Here is an 18,270-nt window from a genome sequence, read left to right on the forward strand (position 1 = left end):
AAATGGGCGATCGCCATCAACAAGCCATCCCTCGCCGTCTCCACATTTAGCCCATTCCCTCCTGCAATGATCCCCCGTAGGGGCGGGTTAACCCCAAATCTATAACACCCACCGATAACTTACCTGAACCCGCCCCCACCCATACACCCAAATTAATTATCATTAAATAGTATAATTTAAGGGTAGTTTGGGAAAAAAAGCGAATTAACTATGAATACAAAATTAGTGGATGCCATTCTCCAACTCATTGATGCTCTTCCCCCAGAAGATAAGGCAACGGTCATAAAAAAGGTTGAAAAACCAGAGGATTGGCAAACAACTTTAGATCAAATTATGGAGCATCGAAAAGCGATTCATGATCGACGTAAGAGTAAAGCTTTTGACCCTTCTATTGATGATGTTTTTGCAGAGATGCGCGAAGATCGTAGCCAAGAGTTGCTTGAAGCTTGTTCTCCTCAACCAGAGTAAGTATGACGACTAATTTTATTTGTCCTGATGCTAATTTTGTCGTTCGATTGGTTACCCATCCCCCAGAAGAAACTATCTACGGTGACTATTGGCGACAGTGGAAAGCAGCCGATAAACAAATTATTGCGCCCACACTATTTTATTATGAAATAACAAATGCTATTTATCGGATGGGTAGAGCGGGACAACTGCAAGAAGATGAAGTGCAAACGGCTTTAGAAGATGTGTTTAATTTGAGGATTAGCATCAAAAGCGATTTGCAATTGCACTTCCAAGCGGTTGCGTTAGCACAACAGTTTGACCTTCCGGCCGCTTATGATGCCCATTATCTTGCTTTAGCTCAAGACTATCGAGCTATATTTTATACGGGAGATAAACGGCTCTTTAATCAGGTTCACAGTCAATTTTCTGATATTGTTTTGGTTGATGGCAGGAGTTGAACGGATGGGAGCGCCCCTCGTCCCCCCATTCCCCCCACCCCATTCCCAATGGGTTAAGAAAACCTTAAAATAAAATTAGGTATCCACGCTTACATTTTGAGCAACAGGTTTTTTAATTTGAGCTACCCTAAATTGAGAAAACAATACCAAAAACGTGATATCGCTTACCTATCCCCATCGAACCTATGGAGCTTGATGTTTTGAATCCCAACCGTGCCGATAAACCCGAAGAAGCCTGTGGTGTGTTTGGTATATACGCCCCCTCGGAAGAGGTTGCCAAACTTGCCTATTTTGGCCTGTATGCCCTCCAACATCGGGGACAAGAATCCGCAGGCATTGCCACCTTTAGCAACAAGCAAGTCCATTGGCATAAGGATATGGGCTTAGTCTCCCAAGTCTTCAATCAACCTACCCTAAATCGTTTGGTGGGGGAAAGTGCGGTGGGTCATGTCCGCTATTCCACCACTGGCTCCTCACGGGTGGCTAATGCCCAGCCGGCCGTGGTGGATACTCGATTAGGGTCTCTAGCTCTAGCACATAATGGCAATATTGTCAATGTTGTGGAACTACGAGATAAATTAACCCAAGAAAATCATTGTTTCCTGACAACGACCGACTCAGAAATGATTGCTTTGGCGATCGCCACAGAAGTCGATAGTGGTAAAGATTGGTTAGAAGGCGCAATCTCGGCCTTTAACTATTGCGAAGGAGCCTATAGCCTCGTCATCGGCACACCGGACGGCATCATGGGAGTTCGAGATCCCCATGGCATCCGCCCCCTAGTCATTGGCACATTGGGTCAAAATCCCTGCCGCTACGTGCTGGCCTCAGAAACCTGCGCCCTTGACATTATTGGGGCAGAATACCTGCGGGATGTGGAACCGGGTGAGTTAGTTTGGATCACTGAAGAAGGATTAGCCTCCTTCCATTGGGCCCAAAAACCCCAACCGAAGCTCTGTATTTTCGAGATGATTTACTTCTCCCGTCCCGATAGCGTGGTGGAGGAAGAAACCATCTATAGTTATCGCAAACGGTTGGGCCATTATTTGGCTAAAGAATCCTATGCAGATGTAGATCTGATTATTGGTGTACCCGATTCCGGCATTCCGGCGGCGATCGGATTTTCGGAAGCCTCCGGTATCCCTTATGCCGAAGGTCTGATCAAAAACCGTTATGTGGGTCGCACCTTTATCCAACCCACTCAAGCCATGCGCGAATCGGGTATTCGCATGAAACTCAATCCCCTCAAGGATGTCCTTGCCGGAAAACGGATCATTCTAGTCGATGACTCCATTGTGCGCGGAACGACTAGCAAGAAACTGGTTAAAGCCATGCGCGATGCGGGAGCAACGGAGGTTCACATGCGAATTTCTTCCCCTCCCGTCACCCATCCCTGTTTCTACGGAATTGACACCGATAATCAAGATCAACTGATTGCCGCCACTAAATCCGTAGACGAAATCGCCCAACAAATTGGCGTAGACTCCTTAGCTTACCTAAGTTGGGAAGCCATGCACCATGCTACCGGCGACCATCAAAGTAACTTTTGTTCCGCTTGTTTCACCGGCAATTATCCCATTGCCATCCCCGAACCTCTCAAGCGGTCTAAACTGATGCTAGAAACCACTCATTCCTGATGGTGTAGCACCGTCACCCGATTAAAATAGCGAGACCTAAAAAAAGGGTGCGCGTTCATCGCACACCCTCTTCACTTCACTCATCTTCTTAACTAATCTTCCTGATCCTCCATCGGATCGTAAATTAGCTCTTCATCATCGAGTTCTAAATCCATATCCAGAATGGGATCGGGTTTTTTCACCTTACCTTTAGGGGTTTTGCGCTTTTTCGCCGATGACTTATCCCCACTCGATTTCGGATCTAAGCGGTAAGCTGTGCGGTCATCGACCACCAAATCCTGCAAATCATCCACATCTGAGTCAGAATTATCAAACATCGGATAAGAAATATTACGCCCGCTTCCTGAAGAAAACTCATCAGACATCACCCCATACTCGGAATCATCAGCAGCCCCAGAATACCCATGGCCAGACAAGAAGCTATCAGATAAACCCGATCCGACAATTTCATCATCCAGGTCAATCCCCGCATCATAATCCGGAGCCATGGGCCCGCGACCCTCCTCATAAGCATTAAATCCAGTTCCGGCAGGAATTAAACGCCCGATAATCACATTTTCCTTCAGGCCTCTTAACCAGTCGGATTTACCCTCGATCGCCGCTTCCGTCAGTACCCTTGTGGTTTCTTGGAAACTTGCGGCACTAATAAAGCTATCCGTATTCAAGGAAGCCTTAGTAATTCCCAACAACACCGGAGTATACTTTGCGGGCGCTCCTCCCGTAATCGACATCGCCTCATTGACCTGTTCGACCTGATACAGCTCCATCAACTCACCCGGCAGCATAGTCGTATCTCCGCCATCATCCAGGCGCACCTTACAAGTCATCTGGCGCACAATCACCTCAATGTGTTTATCCGCAATATCAATCCCTTGGGACTGATACACCCCTTGTACTGCATCCACCAAGAACTGTTGCACCTGGGCCAAAGCACCCATGGCCGCCTCATAATGGGACATCCCCTGCTCTAAATACCAGTTAAACTTAATCTCTAACAGCTCATGGGGATTTTGCTGGCCATCAGAAATGGGGGTTCCCGCTTCTACCCGTTCTCCCTCCACCACCATCAAGCTCTGGCCGGGCAGCAAGGTATAGGTGGTCATTGTGCCATCAATTTCCACCACACGGATCGATCGCAAATCATCTTCCCCTTCCACCGCTTGCACTTCTCCAGGACGACGGGCTAAAACACAAGCTTCTTTCGGTTTACGGGCTTCGAGCAGTTCTTCAATCCGGGGCAGACCCTGAATAATATCCCCCGTTTTCGCCCGCTCAAACACGAGTAGCACCAGCTTATCTCCCCGTTGGACTAAGCCCCCGTCTCCCAAGTGCAGAATAGCTCCCGGAGACACCCGATAGGGCCGAGCCAAGCGCAGAACCATAGTTTTATCGGTGCTGTCAATCAACTCCACTTGGCTCGATTCCGTCAGCCGGATGCCTGGAACTACTTCCGTACCTGCGACCAAAAGATTGCCTTCTTGGACTTGGAGCTGATCGATTTTATCCCCCAGATCCACAGTAAAGAGATCGCGGGGACGAACCACCAACAAGCGTCTCACCTGCTCATCATCATTGCGAAGTCCCGCAATTTCCCCTGGAGAATTACACAAAATTTCTGTTGAAGCAATCACATCCCCAGGTTTAACTTCAGCCCCTTCTTGAACCAACAATTGAGTGCGAATTTGTCCTTGAGTCAGATCCGCAATTCCTTCCCGACGGATCAGCAAAGATTCTAGGATGACCAACTGGAGGCGCATGACCTCAATCTCTTCTCCGTCTTCAGTGGTTTGGTTAAGCTCAGGAGCAGGAATCAGTTCAATATCGGCAACTAATTCCAAACCCTCTAAAGAACTCCTCTTCTCACCCGAACCTTCACCCAAATAATCTGGGTTAATCTCCAAGAGCAAATGGGTTCGCACCAAATCGACTCCTTGCACCGACTTAATCCGCTCTCCGTCCTTATAGGGCAACCGTTGGGCGGTACGCAATTGGATCAAATCCTTTTCCCCCGTGGAGGTAGAGGGCCCCGGAGGGCTATCGGAAACCGGAAACTCAGTCACTGGACGCAATAAGGCTCCCATGCCTTCTGGAGTTTGCACAATTTCCAGATAGGAGAGGGCTTCGACTTCTTCTCCCATGACCGTTTCTGGAGGCCGTACCATACCTTCGGCAGGCATATCTTCGGGGTCTGTGATCAGATGTAATGTACCCGGTTTGACGATAATTTCGCGCAAGATATCATTTTTCTGCACCACGGTAACAATACCAGAGGTTTGACAGAAGATATCTTTGACCACTTCGGTTCCGGCCTCCACATACTGGCCATCTTCCACCAGCAACAAGGAGATATCCTTATTGACTTCATGGGATTCTTCTGGAATCCAGAGTAGGGTTCCCCCTTTGACCACTTCTTGGCCATACTTTCCAGAACCACTGCGCCGTTTGGTTTCAATGCCAGCATACTTAAGGGTTCCGCCGGTGTTGGTGCGATAGCGGTCATCGATTAATTCAGCGACAACTTGGCCTGAAGTGACCTTACTTCCGGGCGTGGCGAGTAGGGAGAATTGCTGACTATCGCGGGTGGTAATCAGGTAAATTTCCTTGCTGCCTTTTTCCTGGATGGTGACAGTTGCTTGGTCGAGGATCACTTGAGCGGTGATAATCTCGACATCGCGCCCTTCTTCTCCATCGGGGAGCCGCACAATTCCCCCATGTTTGGTGGTGATGTTGCTCATGGCCAACACATCCATGGATTGGACTTGATCTTGGTTGTTGACCACGGGTTTGGCATCGGAGGGCAGGTTATAGACTTCTCCGGACAGTACCCAAATTAAGCCCCCAGTCCGAGCAATGACGGTGGTTGAGCCTTGGCGATCGCGTTTTTCTTCGGGAATAATCCCTTCAAACCGCACTTCACCGGAAATATCGGTGCTTACGTCTTTGGTTGCTCTTTCGGTAGAGCGGGATGCAGCCCTAGAGGGGGGCGTATTGGCAATGATGGTTCCCGGTTTAATCATTTGTCCGTCTTGGACAAGCAGACGAGAACCGGTGTTAATGGGGATTTTGTGGATATTATGCTTTTTCTTTTGGTCGAGAGCAGAGAGGTTGAGGGGAGACTCTTCGGTGTCGAGTTCTCGGATTTCCACATCTACAATGAGTTCAAGTACGCCCCCTGTTTCGACTTGAATTTCGGGGCCGTCTTCCCCCTGAACCTGGCGGGTTTTGATGCCAGCATAGTTAATTTTTCCACCGGTGGGGGCGAGGATGTCACGGGCAGCACCGGAGAAGACTCCCCCGGTATGGAAGGTTCTCATGGTGAGCTGTGTGCCGGGTTCACCAATGGATTGGGCGGCAATGATGCCCACGGCTTCGCCTAAATCGACGGGGGCATGGTGAGCCAAGCTCCACCCGTAGCAAGCTTGACAGACCGATCGCGCTGCTTCGCAAGTTAGGGGCGATCGCACTTTCACTTTTTTAGTATGTTTGGCAACAACTTGGGCTAAGTCTTCACTGAGCCAATCATTGCGCCGGGCAACGACTTCACCGCTTTCAGAGACCACATCCTCAGCCAAAGACCGACCCAAGAGGCGATCGGCTAGGGGAATGAGGATGCGATCGCCATCACACATGGCCTCTACTGTGATTCCCCGCGCCGTTCCACAGTCAAGTTCCCGAATAATCACATCCTGGGACACATCCACTAAGCGCCGGGTCAAATAGCCACTATCTGCTGTTCGCAGAGCGGTGTCTACCAAACCCTTTCTCGCTCCGTAAGAGGAAATAATATACTCGGTTACCGTTAACCCTTCCCGAAAATTGGTCTTAATGGGCAAGGAAATAATCTCGCCCTGCGGGTCAGCCATCAATCCCCGCATTCCCACCAACTGACGCACTTGGGAAATATTCCCCCGCGCTCCAGAAAAGGCCATCATATACACACTATTGAGGGGATTGGTGGCCTTAAAATAGCGAACTACTTCATCTTTCAGGGCTTCACTGGTGGAGTTCCAGGTATCAATTACCCTCTGGAACCGTTCTACTTCTGTAATTTCACCTTTAGAATAGCGCAACTCAATTTCGCGGATTTGCTCTTCAGCCGCTTCCAGTAATTCTTGTTTCGAGGGCGGAATCTGCAAATCATCCACACTGATACTGACTCCGGCACGAGTAGCAAAGCGAAAGCCCAAATTTTTCAGCCGGTCAGCCATTTCGGATGTGCGAGCTGTACCATATTGCCCAAATGCCGCAGCAATCAGTTTTTTGAGTTGGCCTTTATCAATAACGCGATTTTTGAAGATCATGGGATGGGTAATGGGTAATGAATGGGTCATGGTGGGGGGTAAGATAAACCCGGTTTCTTCAAGAAACCGGGTTTCTTGCGTTGCCTATTAGTCGGAGAAGTCAGTGGAAATCGATTCATAGGTGGGTCGATTTGGCGATCGCCGGCCGGCCCCTTCTTGCATCAAATCGATTTCTACATCACTAGAGTCTCCATCTTCACGAGTTTCGACTTTATGCACCCCAATATCTAAACAGAGGGACTGCAATTCTCGCATCAGCACCTTAAAGGATTCTGGAGTTCCCGGTCGAGGGATGGCTTTTCCTTTAACAATGGCATTGAGGGCTTCATTGCGCCCTTGCATATCATCGGATTTCACCGTCAGCAACTCTTGCAAGGTATAGGCTGCCCCAAACGCCTCCAGTGCCCAAACTTCCATTTCTCCGAAGCGCTGTCCACCCTGTTGAGCTTTTCCACCCAGGGGCTGTTGGGTGACCAAGGAGTAGGGGCCGGTTGAGCGAGCATGGATCTTATCATCCACTAGGTGAACCAGTTTCAGCATATAGGCTTTACCCACAGTGATGGGGCGATCGAAGGGTTCGCCGGTGCGACCATCGAACAACTGGATTTTGCCCGCATTTTTGGGGTCATAGAGCCAATCTTTCCCGGTATAATGGGCGGCTTCTTGCAGTTTGTTATGCACCGTTGTCCTAGACATTTCTCGGCTGTGCATTTCATCAAAGGGTTGCAGTTTAAACCGGCGCTCTAGGTTTTCCCCAGCCCATCCCAACAGACACTCGAACACCTGACCGACATTCATCCGGGAGGGAACCCCTAGGGGATTGAGGACAATATCCACGGGCGTGCCATCGGGCAGGTAGGGCATATCTTCCAGGGGTAAAATCCGGGAAATGATCCCCTTATTCCCATGTCGTCCTGCCATTTTGTCGCCGACTTGGATCTTCCGTTTTTGGGCGACATAGACGCGGACGACCATGTTGGCTCCGGGGGGCAGTTCGTCCCCTTGTTCGCGGGTAAAGATCCGCACGTCTACCACGCGCCCTTTTTCCCCGTTGGGAACTCGCAGGGAGTTATCCCTTACATCACGGGCTTTTTCTCCGAAGATGGCTCGGAGGAGTTTTTCTTCTGGGGGCTGGTCGGATTCTCCTTTAGGGGTGACTTTTCCAACTAGGATATCCCCGGATTCTACCCAGGCTCCTTTGCGGATGATGCCTCCTTCGTCTAGGTTCCGCAGGGAGTCTTCACCGACGTTGGGAATTTCGCGGGTGATTTCTTCGGGGCCCAGTTTGGTTTGCCGGGCTTCAATTTCGTATTTTTCGACGTGGATGGAGGTATAGAGGTCTTCGGAGACGAGGCGCTCGGAAATCAGGATGGCATCCTCGTAGTTGTAGCCTTCCCAGGGCATGTAGGCGACGAGGATATTTTGACCGAGGGCGAGTTCTCCGCCTTCGGTGGCACTACCATCGGCGAGAATTTGACCGACTCGGACGCGATCGCCTTCATAAACGATGGGACGCTGGGATAAGCAGGTATCCTGGTTCGACCGTTGATATTTTTGCAGTTCATACTCAATGATGCCCGGAGGAAGGGTGTCGCCTTCTGCCCCTTCGGGATTGGGTTCGGGATCGGAAGTCACCCGAATGCGGGTGGCATCCACATAGCTGACTACTCCATTGGTTTTGGAGACGATCACCATCCCAGAGTCCCGCGCCGCTTGTGCTTCCAGCCCAGTTCCCACTAAGGGGCGCTCTGGACGCAGCAGGGGAACGGCTTGCCGTTGCATGTTCGATCCCATCAGGGCGCGGTTTGCGTCGTCATGTTCCAGGAAGGGAATCAGGGAGGTGGCGACGGAGATAATTTGCACGGGAGAAACGGCTACATAGTCTACTTCCATGGGGGAGGCGGTGGTAAATTCCTGGCGATAGCGCACGGGAATGATTTCCCCTAAAATTTTGCCATTCTCATCGGTGGAAATGTCTCCGGGAGCTACTTGCAGGTCGTCTTCTTCATCGGCCGTCATGAAGATAGGCGTTAGGTCTCGGCGCACATAGCCCTTTTCTACGGGATAGTAGGGGGTGGCAATGAAGCCAAATTCGTTGACTTTAGCGTGGGTTGCTAAGGAGCCAATTAACCCGGCGTTGGGGCCTTCTGGGGTTTCGATGGGGCAGATGCGACCGTAGTGGGAGGGGTGAATATCGCGCACGGCAAAGCCTGCCCGTTCGCGGGTGAGTCCTCCGGGGCCTAGGGCGCTTAACCGCCGTTTGTGGGTGAGTTCGGCTAGGGGGTTGGTCTGATCCATGAACTGGGAGAGCTGGGAGGAGCCGAAGAACTCTTTGATGGCAGCGACTAGGGGCTTGGGATTGACCAGGGAGGTGGGGGTGAGGGAGTCGGAGTCGGAAACGGTCATGCGCTCGCGGATGATGCGCTCTAGGCGATTTAAGCCGACTCTGACTTGGTTTTGTAGTAGTTCGCCTACGGAGCGAATGCGCCGATTTCCCAGGTGGTCAATGTCATCAATGCTACCCATATCGAATTCGAGGTTGATCAGGTAGTTGATGGCGGAAAGGATGTCTTTGGGGGTGAGGACGCGAATACTCGCGGGGACGGTTAGGCCCAGTTTGCGGTTGAGTTTATAGCGTCCGACTTTGCCGAGATCATAGCGTTTGGGGTCAAAGAATCTGGACTCTAGGAGTTGTTGCCCTCCGTTGACGGTGGGGGGTTCTCCGGGTCGCAGTTTGCGGTAGAGTTCCAGTAGGGCTTCTTCGTCGGTGAAGTCTCCTTCTTTTTCAATGGTTTTTTGGAAGTAGTCGGGGTGGCGCAACCCTTCGAGGATTTCACCGGTACTCATGCCTAGGGCTTTGAGGAGGACTTGGGCGGAGAGTTTGCGGGTTTTGTCGATTCTGACCCAAACTAAACCGTTTTTGTCGGTTTCAAATTTGAGCCATGCGCCCCGGTTGGGAATGAGGGAGGCGTTGTAGGTGCGACGACCGTTTTTGTCGGTGTCGGATTTGTAGTAGACTCCTGGCGATCGCACAATTTGGTTGACGATTACCCGCTCTGCTCCGTTGATGATAAAGGTTCCGCGATCGGTCATTAGGGGCAGTTCGCCGATGAAGACTTCTTGCTCTTTGATTTCTCCGGTTTCTTTGTTGATCAGGCGGGTGGGGACGTACATTTGTACGGCATAGGTTGCGTCCCGACGTTTGGCTTCGTCTACTTCGTATTTGGGACGTTTGAGTTTATAGTTTTTGCCGATAAAATGAAGTTCGAGTTTTCCGGTATAGTCGGAGATGGGGGAGAAACTGTCGAGTTCTTCGATTAATCCTTCTTCTAGAAACCAGCGAAAGCTTGAGCGTTGGATTTCGACCAGATCGGGTAGGGTAAACTGGGTGGAAGTTTCGGTAATCTGATTCATTATCAAGAGGGGTCGTGGGTTGGGTAATGCCTTTCGGCTTCGCTCAGGGCGAGGGGAATGGGGAATGGGGAATGGGGAATGGGGAATGGGGAATAGATAATAGGCAAAAATTCCCCCTATCTCCTTGTCTCCCTATCTCCCTATCTCCTTATCCCTAGGAGGCAGTTGAAAGAGGGTTCGAGCATTTTGGGTGGTTTGCTGGGCTAGGGTTTCTAGGGGGATGCCTCGTAGGGAGGCGACGCGATCGGCCACATATCGCACGTAGGCGGGTTCATTGCGTTTGCCTCGCTTAGGGACGGGGGCTAGAAAGGGGCAGTCGGTTTCGATTAGGAGGCGATCGCCAGGAACCATTTGACAGGATTCTTGAATTTGAGTGGCTTTTTTAAAGGTGACTGTGCCACTAAAACTAATATAAAACCCTAGGTCTAAAAACCATTGGGTTTCTTCTGGCGTTCCTCCCCAACAATGCATGACTCCCTTCAGTTTTCCGTGGGTTGGGTAAAATTTTTGCAGGTATTCCGCTAATGGGGCTGCCGCATCCCGACAGTGAATAATCACCGGTAAGTCGAGTTTATGGGCAATTTGCAGTTGCGCCTCTAGGGCCTGTTGTTGTTGCGATCGGTTCTGGGCTTTGTAAAAATCTAAGCCGGTTTCTCCGATCGCCACCACTTTGGCATCGCTTTGGGCTAAACTGAAAATTTGCTCTCCGATTTCGGGAACCCAGTTATGGGTCTCTAGGGGATGGAGACCAACGGCAAAATAGAGTTCCTCATACTGGTGGGCTAAGGTAGAAATGCTTTCAAATTCCTGGGGAGTTACACAGGAATGGATCAACTGAACCACTTCTGCCCCGCTCCATCGATTCCTTAGATCGTCTCTTTCTTGATTGTACACATCAAAGTTAATGTGGACATGGGTATCGATTAACTGCATGATTCTCCCAGCTTTCAGAATTTAACCAGCACGCAAAAAGGTCGGCCATAGCCGAGACTGCTGATGCCTAACTCTCTATTGGTGAGGGCATCCTGGCGATCGAAACCCAAGTTTCCGCAGGAGGATTTGGGATCGAGTCTCCAGGGGTGAAGGTATGGTTCGTGAATTGACCCTAGACAGGCGCAGTGGTGACCTTAACTTACCCCAGACTCATCGGGGACTTAGGATGGGGGTTCAAGAGGCGGCCGGAGTTTCAATTTGTTTAAGCGCCTTGGCTAAACGGGCTTTACGACGAGCGCCCGTGTTGCGATGAATTACGCCTCTTTTCACGGATTTATCAATTTTGCTGTAGGCTTGATTCATCAGGCTTTGAATTTCCTGTGCTTTTTCGGGACTAGGATTGGCTCCTTGCTCTTCAACGGCGGTAAAGAATTTTTTCATCAGGGTCTTTACCGAAGATTTATAGGCTTTGTTCCGGAGACGATTGCGTTCAGCAATTTGAACGCGCTTGATAGCAGACTTGATGTTAGGCACGATGTTTAAAGTTAGGGTAACAGTAACAGGATTCGGGATAAACCCGAAATAAACAAGTGTCAGACATTTGAGTATAGCATTTATTCTCCTGAGTTTGATCTTAACCCGACCCGTCAAATCCACGTTAAGCTATAAGGTGATGACGATAACCTAGATCGAGGGAGTTTAACCCTGGGGTTGCTTCTCCCTCTGGGTTGCGTCAATGGGGAGACTTAAACATGGCAATTGATCTAACCTATGCTGAGAATTATTAGCCAGCGATCTGAAGCAGAAGCGGAATTACGGCGAATTTGCGATCGCACCTTTGATGAGGAAATGGTTCATAAAGAGGCAACGGTTCAGCAGGTACTGCAAACCGTGAGGCGCAACGGCGATAAGGCCCTTTTGGACTATACAGAAGAGTTTGATGGGCAACGGCTGGAGATCGGTCAGTTGCGCGTCAGTGCCCTAGAATTAGAGGCGGCCTATCAGCAAGTGGATAAGCCTCTACTGGATGCTATTGAGTTGGCCAGTCGCCAAATTGAAGCGTTTCACCGCCAACGCACGCCGAAGTCTTGGGTGCATTTTGCGGAGGATGAGGTGGTTTTGGGTAAGCATTATACGCCGGTGGATCGGGCGGGAATTTATATTCCGGGCGGACGGGCGGCTTATCCGAGTACGGTGTTAATGAATGCTATTCCGGCTAAGGTGGCGGGTGTGCCCCGGATTGTGATGTGTACGCCACCGGGTCAGAATCAAGGCATTAGTCCGGCGGTGCTGGTGGCGGCTCAGTTGGCTGGGGTGGATGAGATTTATCGGGTCGGGGGCGCTCAGGCGATCGCCGGGTTAGCCTATGGTACAGCGACCATTCCCAAGGTAGATTTAATTACGGGGCCGGGAAATATTTATGTGACGCTGGCGAAGAAAATGGTCTATGGGGTGGTGGGCATTGATTCGTTGGCTGGGCCGTCGGAAGTGCTGGTGATTGCTGATAGTCAGGCGAACCCGGTGCATGTGGCGACAGATTTGTTAGCGCAAGCGGAGCATGACCCGATCGCAGCAGCAATTTTAATTACCACCGATCGCACGTTAGCACGGGCAGTGGCGGCTGAGGTGGAGCAACAACTGATTAACCATCCGCGCCAAATTCTGACGGAAAAGGCGATCGCCCATTATGGGTTAATTGTGGTGGTAGATTCCTTGGATGAGGCGGTGGAACTCTCGAATCTGTTTGCCCCCGAACATCTAGAATTGGAAGTGGCCGAACCCTGGGATCTTTTGCCCCAAATTCGTCATGCTGGGGCGATTTTCCTCGGCTATTCGACACCGGAAGCGGTGGGAGATTATTTAGCCGGGCCTAACCATACTCTACCGACTTCAGGGGCGGCTCGCTATGCTTCAGCATTAGGAGTTGAGACATTTATGAAGCATTCGAGCTTAATTCAATATTCACCCACTGCCCTGAATAAAATGGCTAGTGCCATTATGACTTTGGCCGATGCGGAAGGATTGCCTTCCCATGCCCATTCGGTGCGGGTGAGAACGTCATCGCCAGAGGAAGAATAGGCAGTTATGCAAGCAGCCAATCATCCCCAGTTGTATCCATGGCTGAAGGAAAAAATTCGGCGATCGCCAGGGGAAAAGATTTCCTTTGCCCAGTATATGGAATCGGTGCTGTATCACCCTGAATTTGGCTATTACAGTGCCTATCAGACAGAAATTGGCAAATCTGGCGATTACTTCACTTCGGCGAGTCTAGGGGCGGATTTTGGCCAGCTCTTGGCCCGGCAATGGGTGCAAATGTGGCAGATTTTGGGCTGTCCGACTCCCTTTTCGCTGGTGGAAATGGGGGCGGGAACGGGACAAGTGGCGGCGGATGTTTTGGGGGAATTAGAAGCCTATAATAGCGAGTGTTTTCAGAGTCTCGACTATCGGATTATCGAAAAATCTGCGGGTTTAAGGCAGGTACAGCAACACACTTTAGAGCCTTGGTTGGGGGAAAAGTCGCGAGTGCAGTGGTGCGACTGGGCAGATTTAGATGGAGTTCAGGGCTGTTTTTTTTCTAATGAGTTGATTGATGCTTTTCCGGTTCATGTAGTGGTGCGTTCTGGAGAACGGCTACAAGAGGTGTTTGTTACTCTGGATGCTGAGGAGCATTTGGGGGAGGTTTTGGGGGAGTTATCTACGCCGAAATTAGCTCAATATTTCGATCGTTTGGGGATTGATTTGTGTTCGGAGGCCTATCCAGAGGGCTATCGGACGGAGGTGAATTTAGGGATGTTAGAGTGGTTGGAGGCGATCGCCCAACGATTAGAGCGGGGTTATGTGGTTACTATTGATTACGGGTACACTGCCGATCGCTATTATCAACCTGGACGCAGCACGGGAACTCTACAATGTTATACCCGCCACCATCGCCATGATTGTCCCTATATCAATATAGGCTATCAGGATATTACTGCCCATGTGGACTTTACGACCCTAGAGCAGGAGGGCAAAGGCTGGGGTTTAGAGCCATTAGGGTTTACAGAGCAAGGGTTGTTTTTAATGGCGCTGGGTTTAGGCGATCGTCTAGCAGCTTTATCGGAAAGTTCTCTCTCCATTACCCAACTGTTCAGCCGTCGAGATGCCTTACATCAGCTCATCGATCCCCTCGGTTTGGGTGGGTTTAAGGTATTGATTCAAGGTAAGGGATTAACAGAACAGGAGAAGGGTACAACTTTACAAGGGTTAGACCATCCGTAGAAATCAATTAAAAATTAACATTGACCGATTTGATATGAGTGTGGCAACCCATGGCTTACAGTAAATTCACTTTAGAGGAACTCAAACAACAGTTTAACCTCACCTTGACCGGTCGCAAAGGTAAATTCAATCACTTACCTGAAGTGAGTCCCAGTCCCTTTTTGCTGGAAGCTTTAGAAGATTATGTCCCCCTAGCGGTGGCGATCGGCTCTGAAAAAGCGCGATCGGAATTAATTGTTGCACCTATTTTAGTGGCTGTAAAAAAGCAGTTAAACCAACAGATTAGTTTATTTTCTGGCATTGAGTTTAATGTCGATACAGAGCTAGGATTAAATGGGTTTTGCGATTTTATTATTAGCCATTCGACCCAACAGTTTTTTATCGAATCTCCAGTCATTGCCTTAGTAGAAGCAAAAAACGACAATCTTAAATCGGGTTTAGCTCAATGTATCGCCGAAATGGTTGCAGCCCAACTGTTTAACCACCGTCAAGGTAATGAAATTGATAGGGTTTATGGAGTTATTACGACGGGAACGGTTTGGCAGTTTTTAGAGTTAGAAGGTCAAGGAGTGGTCTTAGACTTACAAGAATATTCAGTTGAAAATTTGCCCAAGATTTTAGGAATATTGAGTCATTTTGTCGGTTAGTCAAATGCTAAAAATCATCATCGTCAAATTCCAGCATTTCGAGTTCAGACTGTAGCTCTATAAAATAAGAGCTTTATTGTCTAGACGAAATTTAGTTAGGTCAAGGATCTTATTATCATAAAACGAACCCTAAAGCTAACAGAAGTCCACTGAGAAAGTGAAAATTAACGGCGATAAACTTACAGTTTTTGACTTGTTCCGGTTGGTCATGATAAGTTAGGACATGATGACAAAGTTGGATGGCGACGGGGATACTGAGGAAACTGAGGGCTGTCCATTGGGGAAAATATCCTTCAAGGATATAACGGGCGATCGCCGCAAAAACCGCGATAGACGCAGACAACAGCAGTATCGCGCCTTTTTTTGTGCCGATACGGACAATGGGAGAGCGCTTTCCGGCAGCAATATCGTCTTCCACCTGATGGAAATGGGAACACAGGAGAATGATACTGGTGGTCGTGCCAACAATCATCGAGGCTTTGAGGTTAGCGATTGACCAAGCCGGATTTTGGGAGTAGTATGCAGCAGAGACGGCTAAGGGGCCGAAGGTAATGAAACAGATGATTTCTCCTAAACCGAGATAACCCAAACGGAAGGGTGGCCCTTGATAGGTATAGCCGAGAAAAACCGCTAAGGCAATCAGTGCGAGAATCATCGGATCGTGCTGCCACCAGGCAATCAAAATCAGTTCTAGAGCAGCTATGGCTAACAGAGCATTGGCAATCCAAAAGACTAAGCTTTTATTACCCGTTAGATTAACAACAGAATGATGTTTGTTCACATCAATTCCCGTTTCCGAGTCAAAGACATCATTGGTTAAATTCAGCCAGGCGACAATCAGAATCGCCGCCGTAATAAACATGGTAAAAATTGACCAGTCAAAGATCCCGGTTTCCGCAAACGCCACCGCACTACCCACCCCAATGGGAATGACGGCAACACTGTACATGGGGGGCTTAATGGCAGCTAACCATAGCTTTTTTCGGGAAACAGAAATGGTGGGCGTAGTCATGGAACAGTTTCAAGATTGAGAAGCGATCGGTTTCTAGAGTTTACCCTAAAAGGGTTTTGTCCTGGTAATGGGGGAATCTTTAAAGAGAACCACTTGAGTTTTATCGTCTACTCGGTTTTATGCTTCTAGGATAGTTATATAAATTACAGGACATTATACTTAGCAAAGGAAAATCTCCAACTTTTCAGCATACCATGATTGGCCTAGCGTTTCTCAGAAGCAAAATGGGGATAATTTAATCGGGTATTGAATTCTAAGCAGAGATGGAATGATTTTGAATTTGCCAAAATTGAGCAACTCGCGCTTGCCATTGATGCCAAAACTGGAGCATTTCTTGAGGTTCAAATAAGGTGATATCAACTTCATCGGGAGTGGAGCGAACGAGTAAAGCATGATTAATTTTTAACTTGTGCTTTAAACCATATTGACGATTGACTGCACCACAATAGGCTGCTAATTGTAAACACTGATCATTGTAGATGGGTTTTAGGCGATCGCAGAATTTGAAATCAATCACACAAGGGATACTGTCCCAACTGGCGACACAATCTACACGACCTGCATAGCCTTCATAAAAGTGAAATAGGTTTCCTTCAACTAGCCTGACATGCTGAATCTGCTCTAAATAGGGCGATAAATGATGCCAATGCTCGGTAATGAGTGAAGGACAGACAGTAGTTTCACCGTGCCAGTAATGCATCAGTTGTCGATGTCCTAAAATTCCCCGTTGCCGTGAGGTTGCACAAATGCGGCTGGCTTCGGCTTGTCCAACACGCCGCCGCCACTGAAAGAGACGTGCTTTATCAGCAGCAGATTGAGTTGCTCGCACAATAGAAGTATAGCTAGGAAGACGATTACCATAGCGATCGATCATATAACTAATGCCATTTTCGCATTGAGATTGTGCAGTATAGGCAGGAAGGGGAGCATCAGACCACAGTTCAGATTTAGTCATGGTTGTCATTACCTTTGAACTCAATACCCCTATCTTCTCCCTAATGCCTAGATTTGTCTGTAAGGGAATGTGAGAAGATATACTTTGAGTTATGTAAGATTTTGTGGGAAAATGTAGGAAAAATGAGGATTACCCTTCATTGACTCCATGATATTGACTAAAATTGGCTATGATGACTGCAAAAGAGGCTTTCACTCAAACTCAAGCTCTTCTCAAACAAGCAAACCGACCATTCAACGATCTTGAGCAAAATATTTTTTATGGCATATGGGAAAATTTAAAATATAAAGACATAGCTCAACAATACGACTATTCAGAAGAGCATATTCGTGCCACAGCTAGTAAGATGTTTAAAAACATTAAGCATGTCATCCATCAAGATGTTAGCAAAAGCGATCTAAAGTCTTCTCTAGACAGTTTTTTTCAATCCCGTAATTTATCAACTTTTGGATCATATCAAGGGGATATGAGTAGCGTTCATCCATCAGGCAACCCTTTTATTCCCGTAACCGGTGTAATTAACGATCCCAAACTTTTTTTCAATCGAGAGCGAGATATCAGAGATATATTTGAAAAATTACATGCTAGTGGAGGTGTAGCCTTAATCGGAGAACGACAAATTGGGAAATCGTCACTACTCAAGCAAATGAGCCGAGAGACAGAACAATTAGCACAACTGCAAACCCAACCCATTTACTTAAACTTACAGGATCTAGAAAATGAAGATGAATTCTATTGTCATCTATGTGATGAGTTACAAATTGAACAAGTTAGAGGTTATCAATTAAAGCGTGTTTTAAAGAAACATCGATTACTGCTACTGATTGATGAAGTTGAAAAAATGATAGGTGATGGATTTACTCTGGAAATTCGTGATAAATTACGGGGATTTGCAGAAAATGGGTTGATTAAACTGGTTTTGGCAGCTAGTCAACCGTTACATATTATCTTTGCCGATGAAGATCTAAAAGTTGGAACTTCACCCTTAGCAAATATTTGTTTATCCCAAAAGCTAGAACGATGGAATGAATCAACTTCTCGTTCATTGATTGAATCGCGCTTAGAGCCAACACAAGTTAGATTTACAGAAGAGGAGATTGTGCAAATTATTGGTGAAACCCAAGGACATCCTCAGCGTTTGATGCAACAGTGCCACGAAAGATATAATAACTACCTAGAAAATCAGTAACTGGGAATTTAGTGGA

Annotated in this window: 12 protein-coding genes and 1 pseudogene; 7 read left to right on the forward strand and 6 right to left on the reverse strand. The window is 48.3% G+C overall.

What is annotated here, in order from left to right; genetic code table 11:
* Positions 1 to 210: 210 nt before the first annotated feature.
* The 3 genes from PMG71_RS07120 to purF all read left to right on the forward strand — a co-directional run bounded on the left by PMG71_RS07120 (position 211) and on the right by purF (position 2,545).
* Entirely contained in the window at positions 211 to 468 is a 258-nt protein-coding gene (locus tag PMG71_RS07120; protein WP_283752963.1) for a hypothetical protein, read from the forward strand.
* Positions 469 to 470: 2 nt separating this feature from the next.
* Positions 471 to 908: a type II toxin-antitoxin system VapC family toxin gene (locus PMG71_RS07125; RefSeq protein WP_283752964.1), complete on the forward strand. Its 438-nt coding sequence runs from the start codon at positions 471 to 473 to the stop codon at positions 906 to 908.
* Positions 909 to 1,093: 185 nt separating this feature from the next.
* Positions 1,094 to 2,545 carry an amidophosphoribosyltransferase gene (gene purF, locus PMG71_RS07130; protein ID WP_283752965.1) on the forward strand — a complete coding sequence of 484 codons (1,452 nt, stop codon included), beginning with the start codon at positions 1,094 to 1,096 and terminating at the stop codon, positions 2,543 to 2,545.
* Positions 2,546 to 3,045: 500 nt separating this feature from the next.
* Here purF and PMG71_RS07135 read toward each other — a convergent pair.
* The 4 genes and pseudogenes from PMG71_RS07135 to rpsT all read right to left on the reverse strand — a co-directional run.
* Positions 3,046 to 6,846: pseudogene (locus PMG71_RS07135) on the reverse strand (DNA-directed RNA polymerase subunit beta'); the annotation flags it as partial.
* An 87-nt stretch (positions 6,847 to 6,933) separates the two neighbouring features.
* The gene (rpoB, locus tag PMG71_RS07140) at positions 6,934 to 10,260 is read right to left on the reverse strand and encodes a DNA-directed RNA polymerase subunit beta (protein WP_283752967.1); all 3,327 of its coding nucleotides are present in this window, start codon (positions 10,258 to 10,260) and stop codon (positions 6,934 to 6,936) included.
* 132 nt (positions 10,261 to 10,392) lie between these two features.
* A complete protein-coding gene (locus tag PMG71_RS07145) occupies positions 10,393 to 11,193 on the reverse strand; it encodes a TatD family hydrolase (RefSeq protein ID WP_283752968.1) in 801 nt (266 codons plus the stop codon).
* 234 nt (positions 11,194 to 11,427) lie between these two features.
* A complete protein-coding gene (gene rpsT / locus PMG71_RS07150; protein ID WP_283752969.1) occupies positions 11,428 to 11,727 on the reverse strand; it encodes a 30S ribosomal protein S20 in 300 nt (99 codons plus the stop codon).
* Between the two features lie 237 nt (positions 11,728 to 11,964).
* Between rpsT and hisD the strand changes: the two genes are divergently transcribed.
* Genes hisD through PMG71_RS07165 form a run of 3 tightly spaced genes read left to right on the forward strand, consistent with a single transcriptional unit; the run spans position 11,965 to position 15,098 of the window.
* Entirely contained in the window at positions 11,965 to 13,272 is a 1,308-nt protein-coding gene (gene hisD, locus PMG71_RS07155; protein ID WP_283752970.1) for a histidinol dehydrogenase, read from the forward strand.
* Between the two features lie 6 nt (positions 13,273 to 13,278).
* Positions 13,279 to 14,451, forward strand: a complete 1,173-nt coding sequence (locus PMG71_RS07160; RefSeq protein ID WP_283752971.1) for a class I SAM-dependent methyltransferase — start codon at positions 13,279 to 13,281, stop codon at positions 14,449 to 14,451.
* A 50-nt stretch (positions 14,452 to 14,501) separates the two neighbouring features.
* Entirely contained in the window at positions 14,502 to 15,098 is a 597-nt protein-coding gene (locus PMG71_RS07165; RefSeq protein ID WP_283752972.1) for a hypothetical protein, read from the forward strand.
* Positions 15,099 to 15,213: 115 nt separating this feature from the next.
* Here PMG71_RS07165 and menA read toward each other — a convergent pair whose 3' ends face one another.
* Positions 15,214 to 16,110, reverse strand: a complete 897-nt coding sequence (menA, locus tag PMG71_RS07170) for a 2-carboxy-1,4-naphthoquinone phytyltransferase (RefSeq protein WP_283752973.1) — start codon at positions 16,108 to 16,110, stop codon at positions 15,214 to 15,216.
* A 253-nt stretch (positions 16,111 to 16,363) separates the two neighbouring features.
* The gene (locus tag PMG71_RS07175; RefSeq protein WP_283752974.1) at positions 16,364 to 17,065 is read right to left on the reverse strand and encodes a hypothetical protein; all 702 of its coding nucleotides are present in this window, start codon (positions 17,063 to 17,065) and stop codon (positions 16,364 to 16,366) included.
* Positions 17,066 to 17,234: 169 nt separating this feature from the next.
* Here PMG71_RS07175 and PMG71_RS07180 point away from each other — a divergent pair, with 169 nt between their 5' ends.
* Positions 17,235 to 18,254, forward strand: a complete 1,020-nt coding sequence (locus PMG71_RS07180; RefSeq protein WP_283752975.1) for a helix-turn-helix domain-containing protein — start codon at positions 17,235 to 17,237, stop codon at positions 18,252 to 18,254.
* Positions 18,255 to 18,270: the final 16 nt, after the last annotated feature.

It is taken from the genome of Roseofilum acuticapitatum BLCC-M154, from assembly GCF_030068475.1.
Taxonomy (GTDB): Bacteria; Cyanobacteriota; Cyanobacteriia; order Cyanobacteriales; family Desertifilaceae; genus Roseofilum; species Roseofilum acuticapitatum.

Excerpts from the sequence above, each read along its gene's own strand:
- PMG71_RS07175 (WP_283752974.1), bottom strand. The coding sequence starts at position 17,065 with ATGACTAAATCTGAACTGTGGTCTGATGCTCCCCTTCCTGCCTATACT.
- menA (WP_283752973.1), bottom strand. The coding sequence starts at position 16,110 with ATGACTACGCCCACCATTTCTGTTTCCCGAAAAAAGCTATGGTTAGCT.
- PMG71_RS07165 (WP_283752972.1), top strand. The coding sequence starts at position 14,502 with ATGGCTTACAGTAAATTCACTTTAGAGGAACTCAAACAACAGTTTAAC.
- rpoB (WP_283752967.1), bottom strand. The coding sequence starts at position 10,260 with ATGAATCAGATTACCGAAACTTCCACCCAGTTTACCCTACCCGATCTG.
- hisD (WP_283752970.1), top strand. The coding sequence starts at position 11,965 with ATGCTGAGAATTATTAGCCAGCGATCTGAAGCAGAAGCGGAATTACGG.
- PMG71_RS07180 (WP_283752975.1), top strand. The coding sequence starts at position 17,235 with ATGATGACTGCAAAAGAGGCTTTCACTCAAACTCAAGCTCTTCTCAAA.
- PMG71_RS07125 (WP_283752964.1), top strand. The coding sequence starts at position 471 with ATGACGACTAATTTTATTTGTCCTGATGCTAATTTTGTCGTTCGATTG.
- PMG71_RS07160 (WP_283752971.1), top strand. The coding sequence starts at position 13,279 with ATGCAAGCAGCCAATCATCCCCAGTTGTATCCATGGCTGAAGGAAAAA.
- PMG71_RS07145 (WP_283752968.1), bottom strand. The coding sequence starts at position 11,193 with ATGCAGTTAATCGATACCCATGTCCACATTAACTTTGATGTGTACAAT.
- PMG71_RS07120 (WP_283752963.1), top strand. The coding sequence starts at position 211 with ATGAATACAAAATTAGTGGATGCCATTCTCCAACTCATTGATGCTCTT.
- purF (WP_283752965.1), top strand. The coding sequence starts at position 1,094 with ATGGAGCTTGATGTTTTGAATCCCAACCGTGCCGATAAACCCGAAGAA.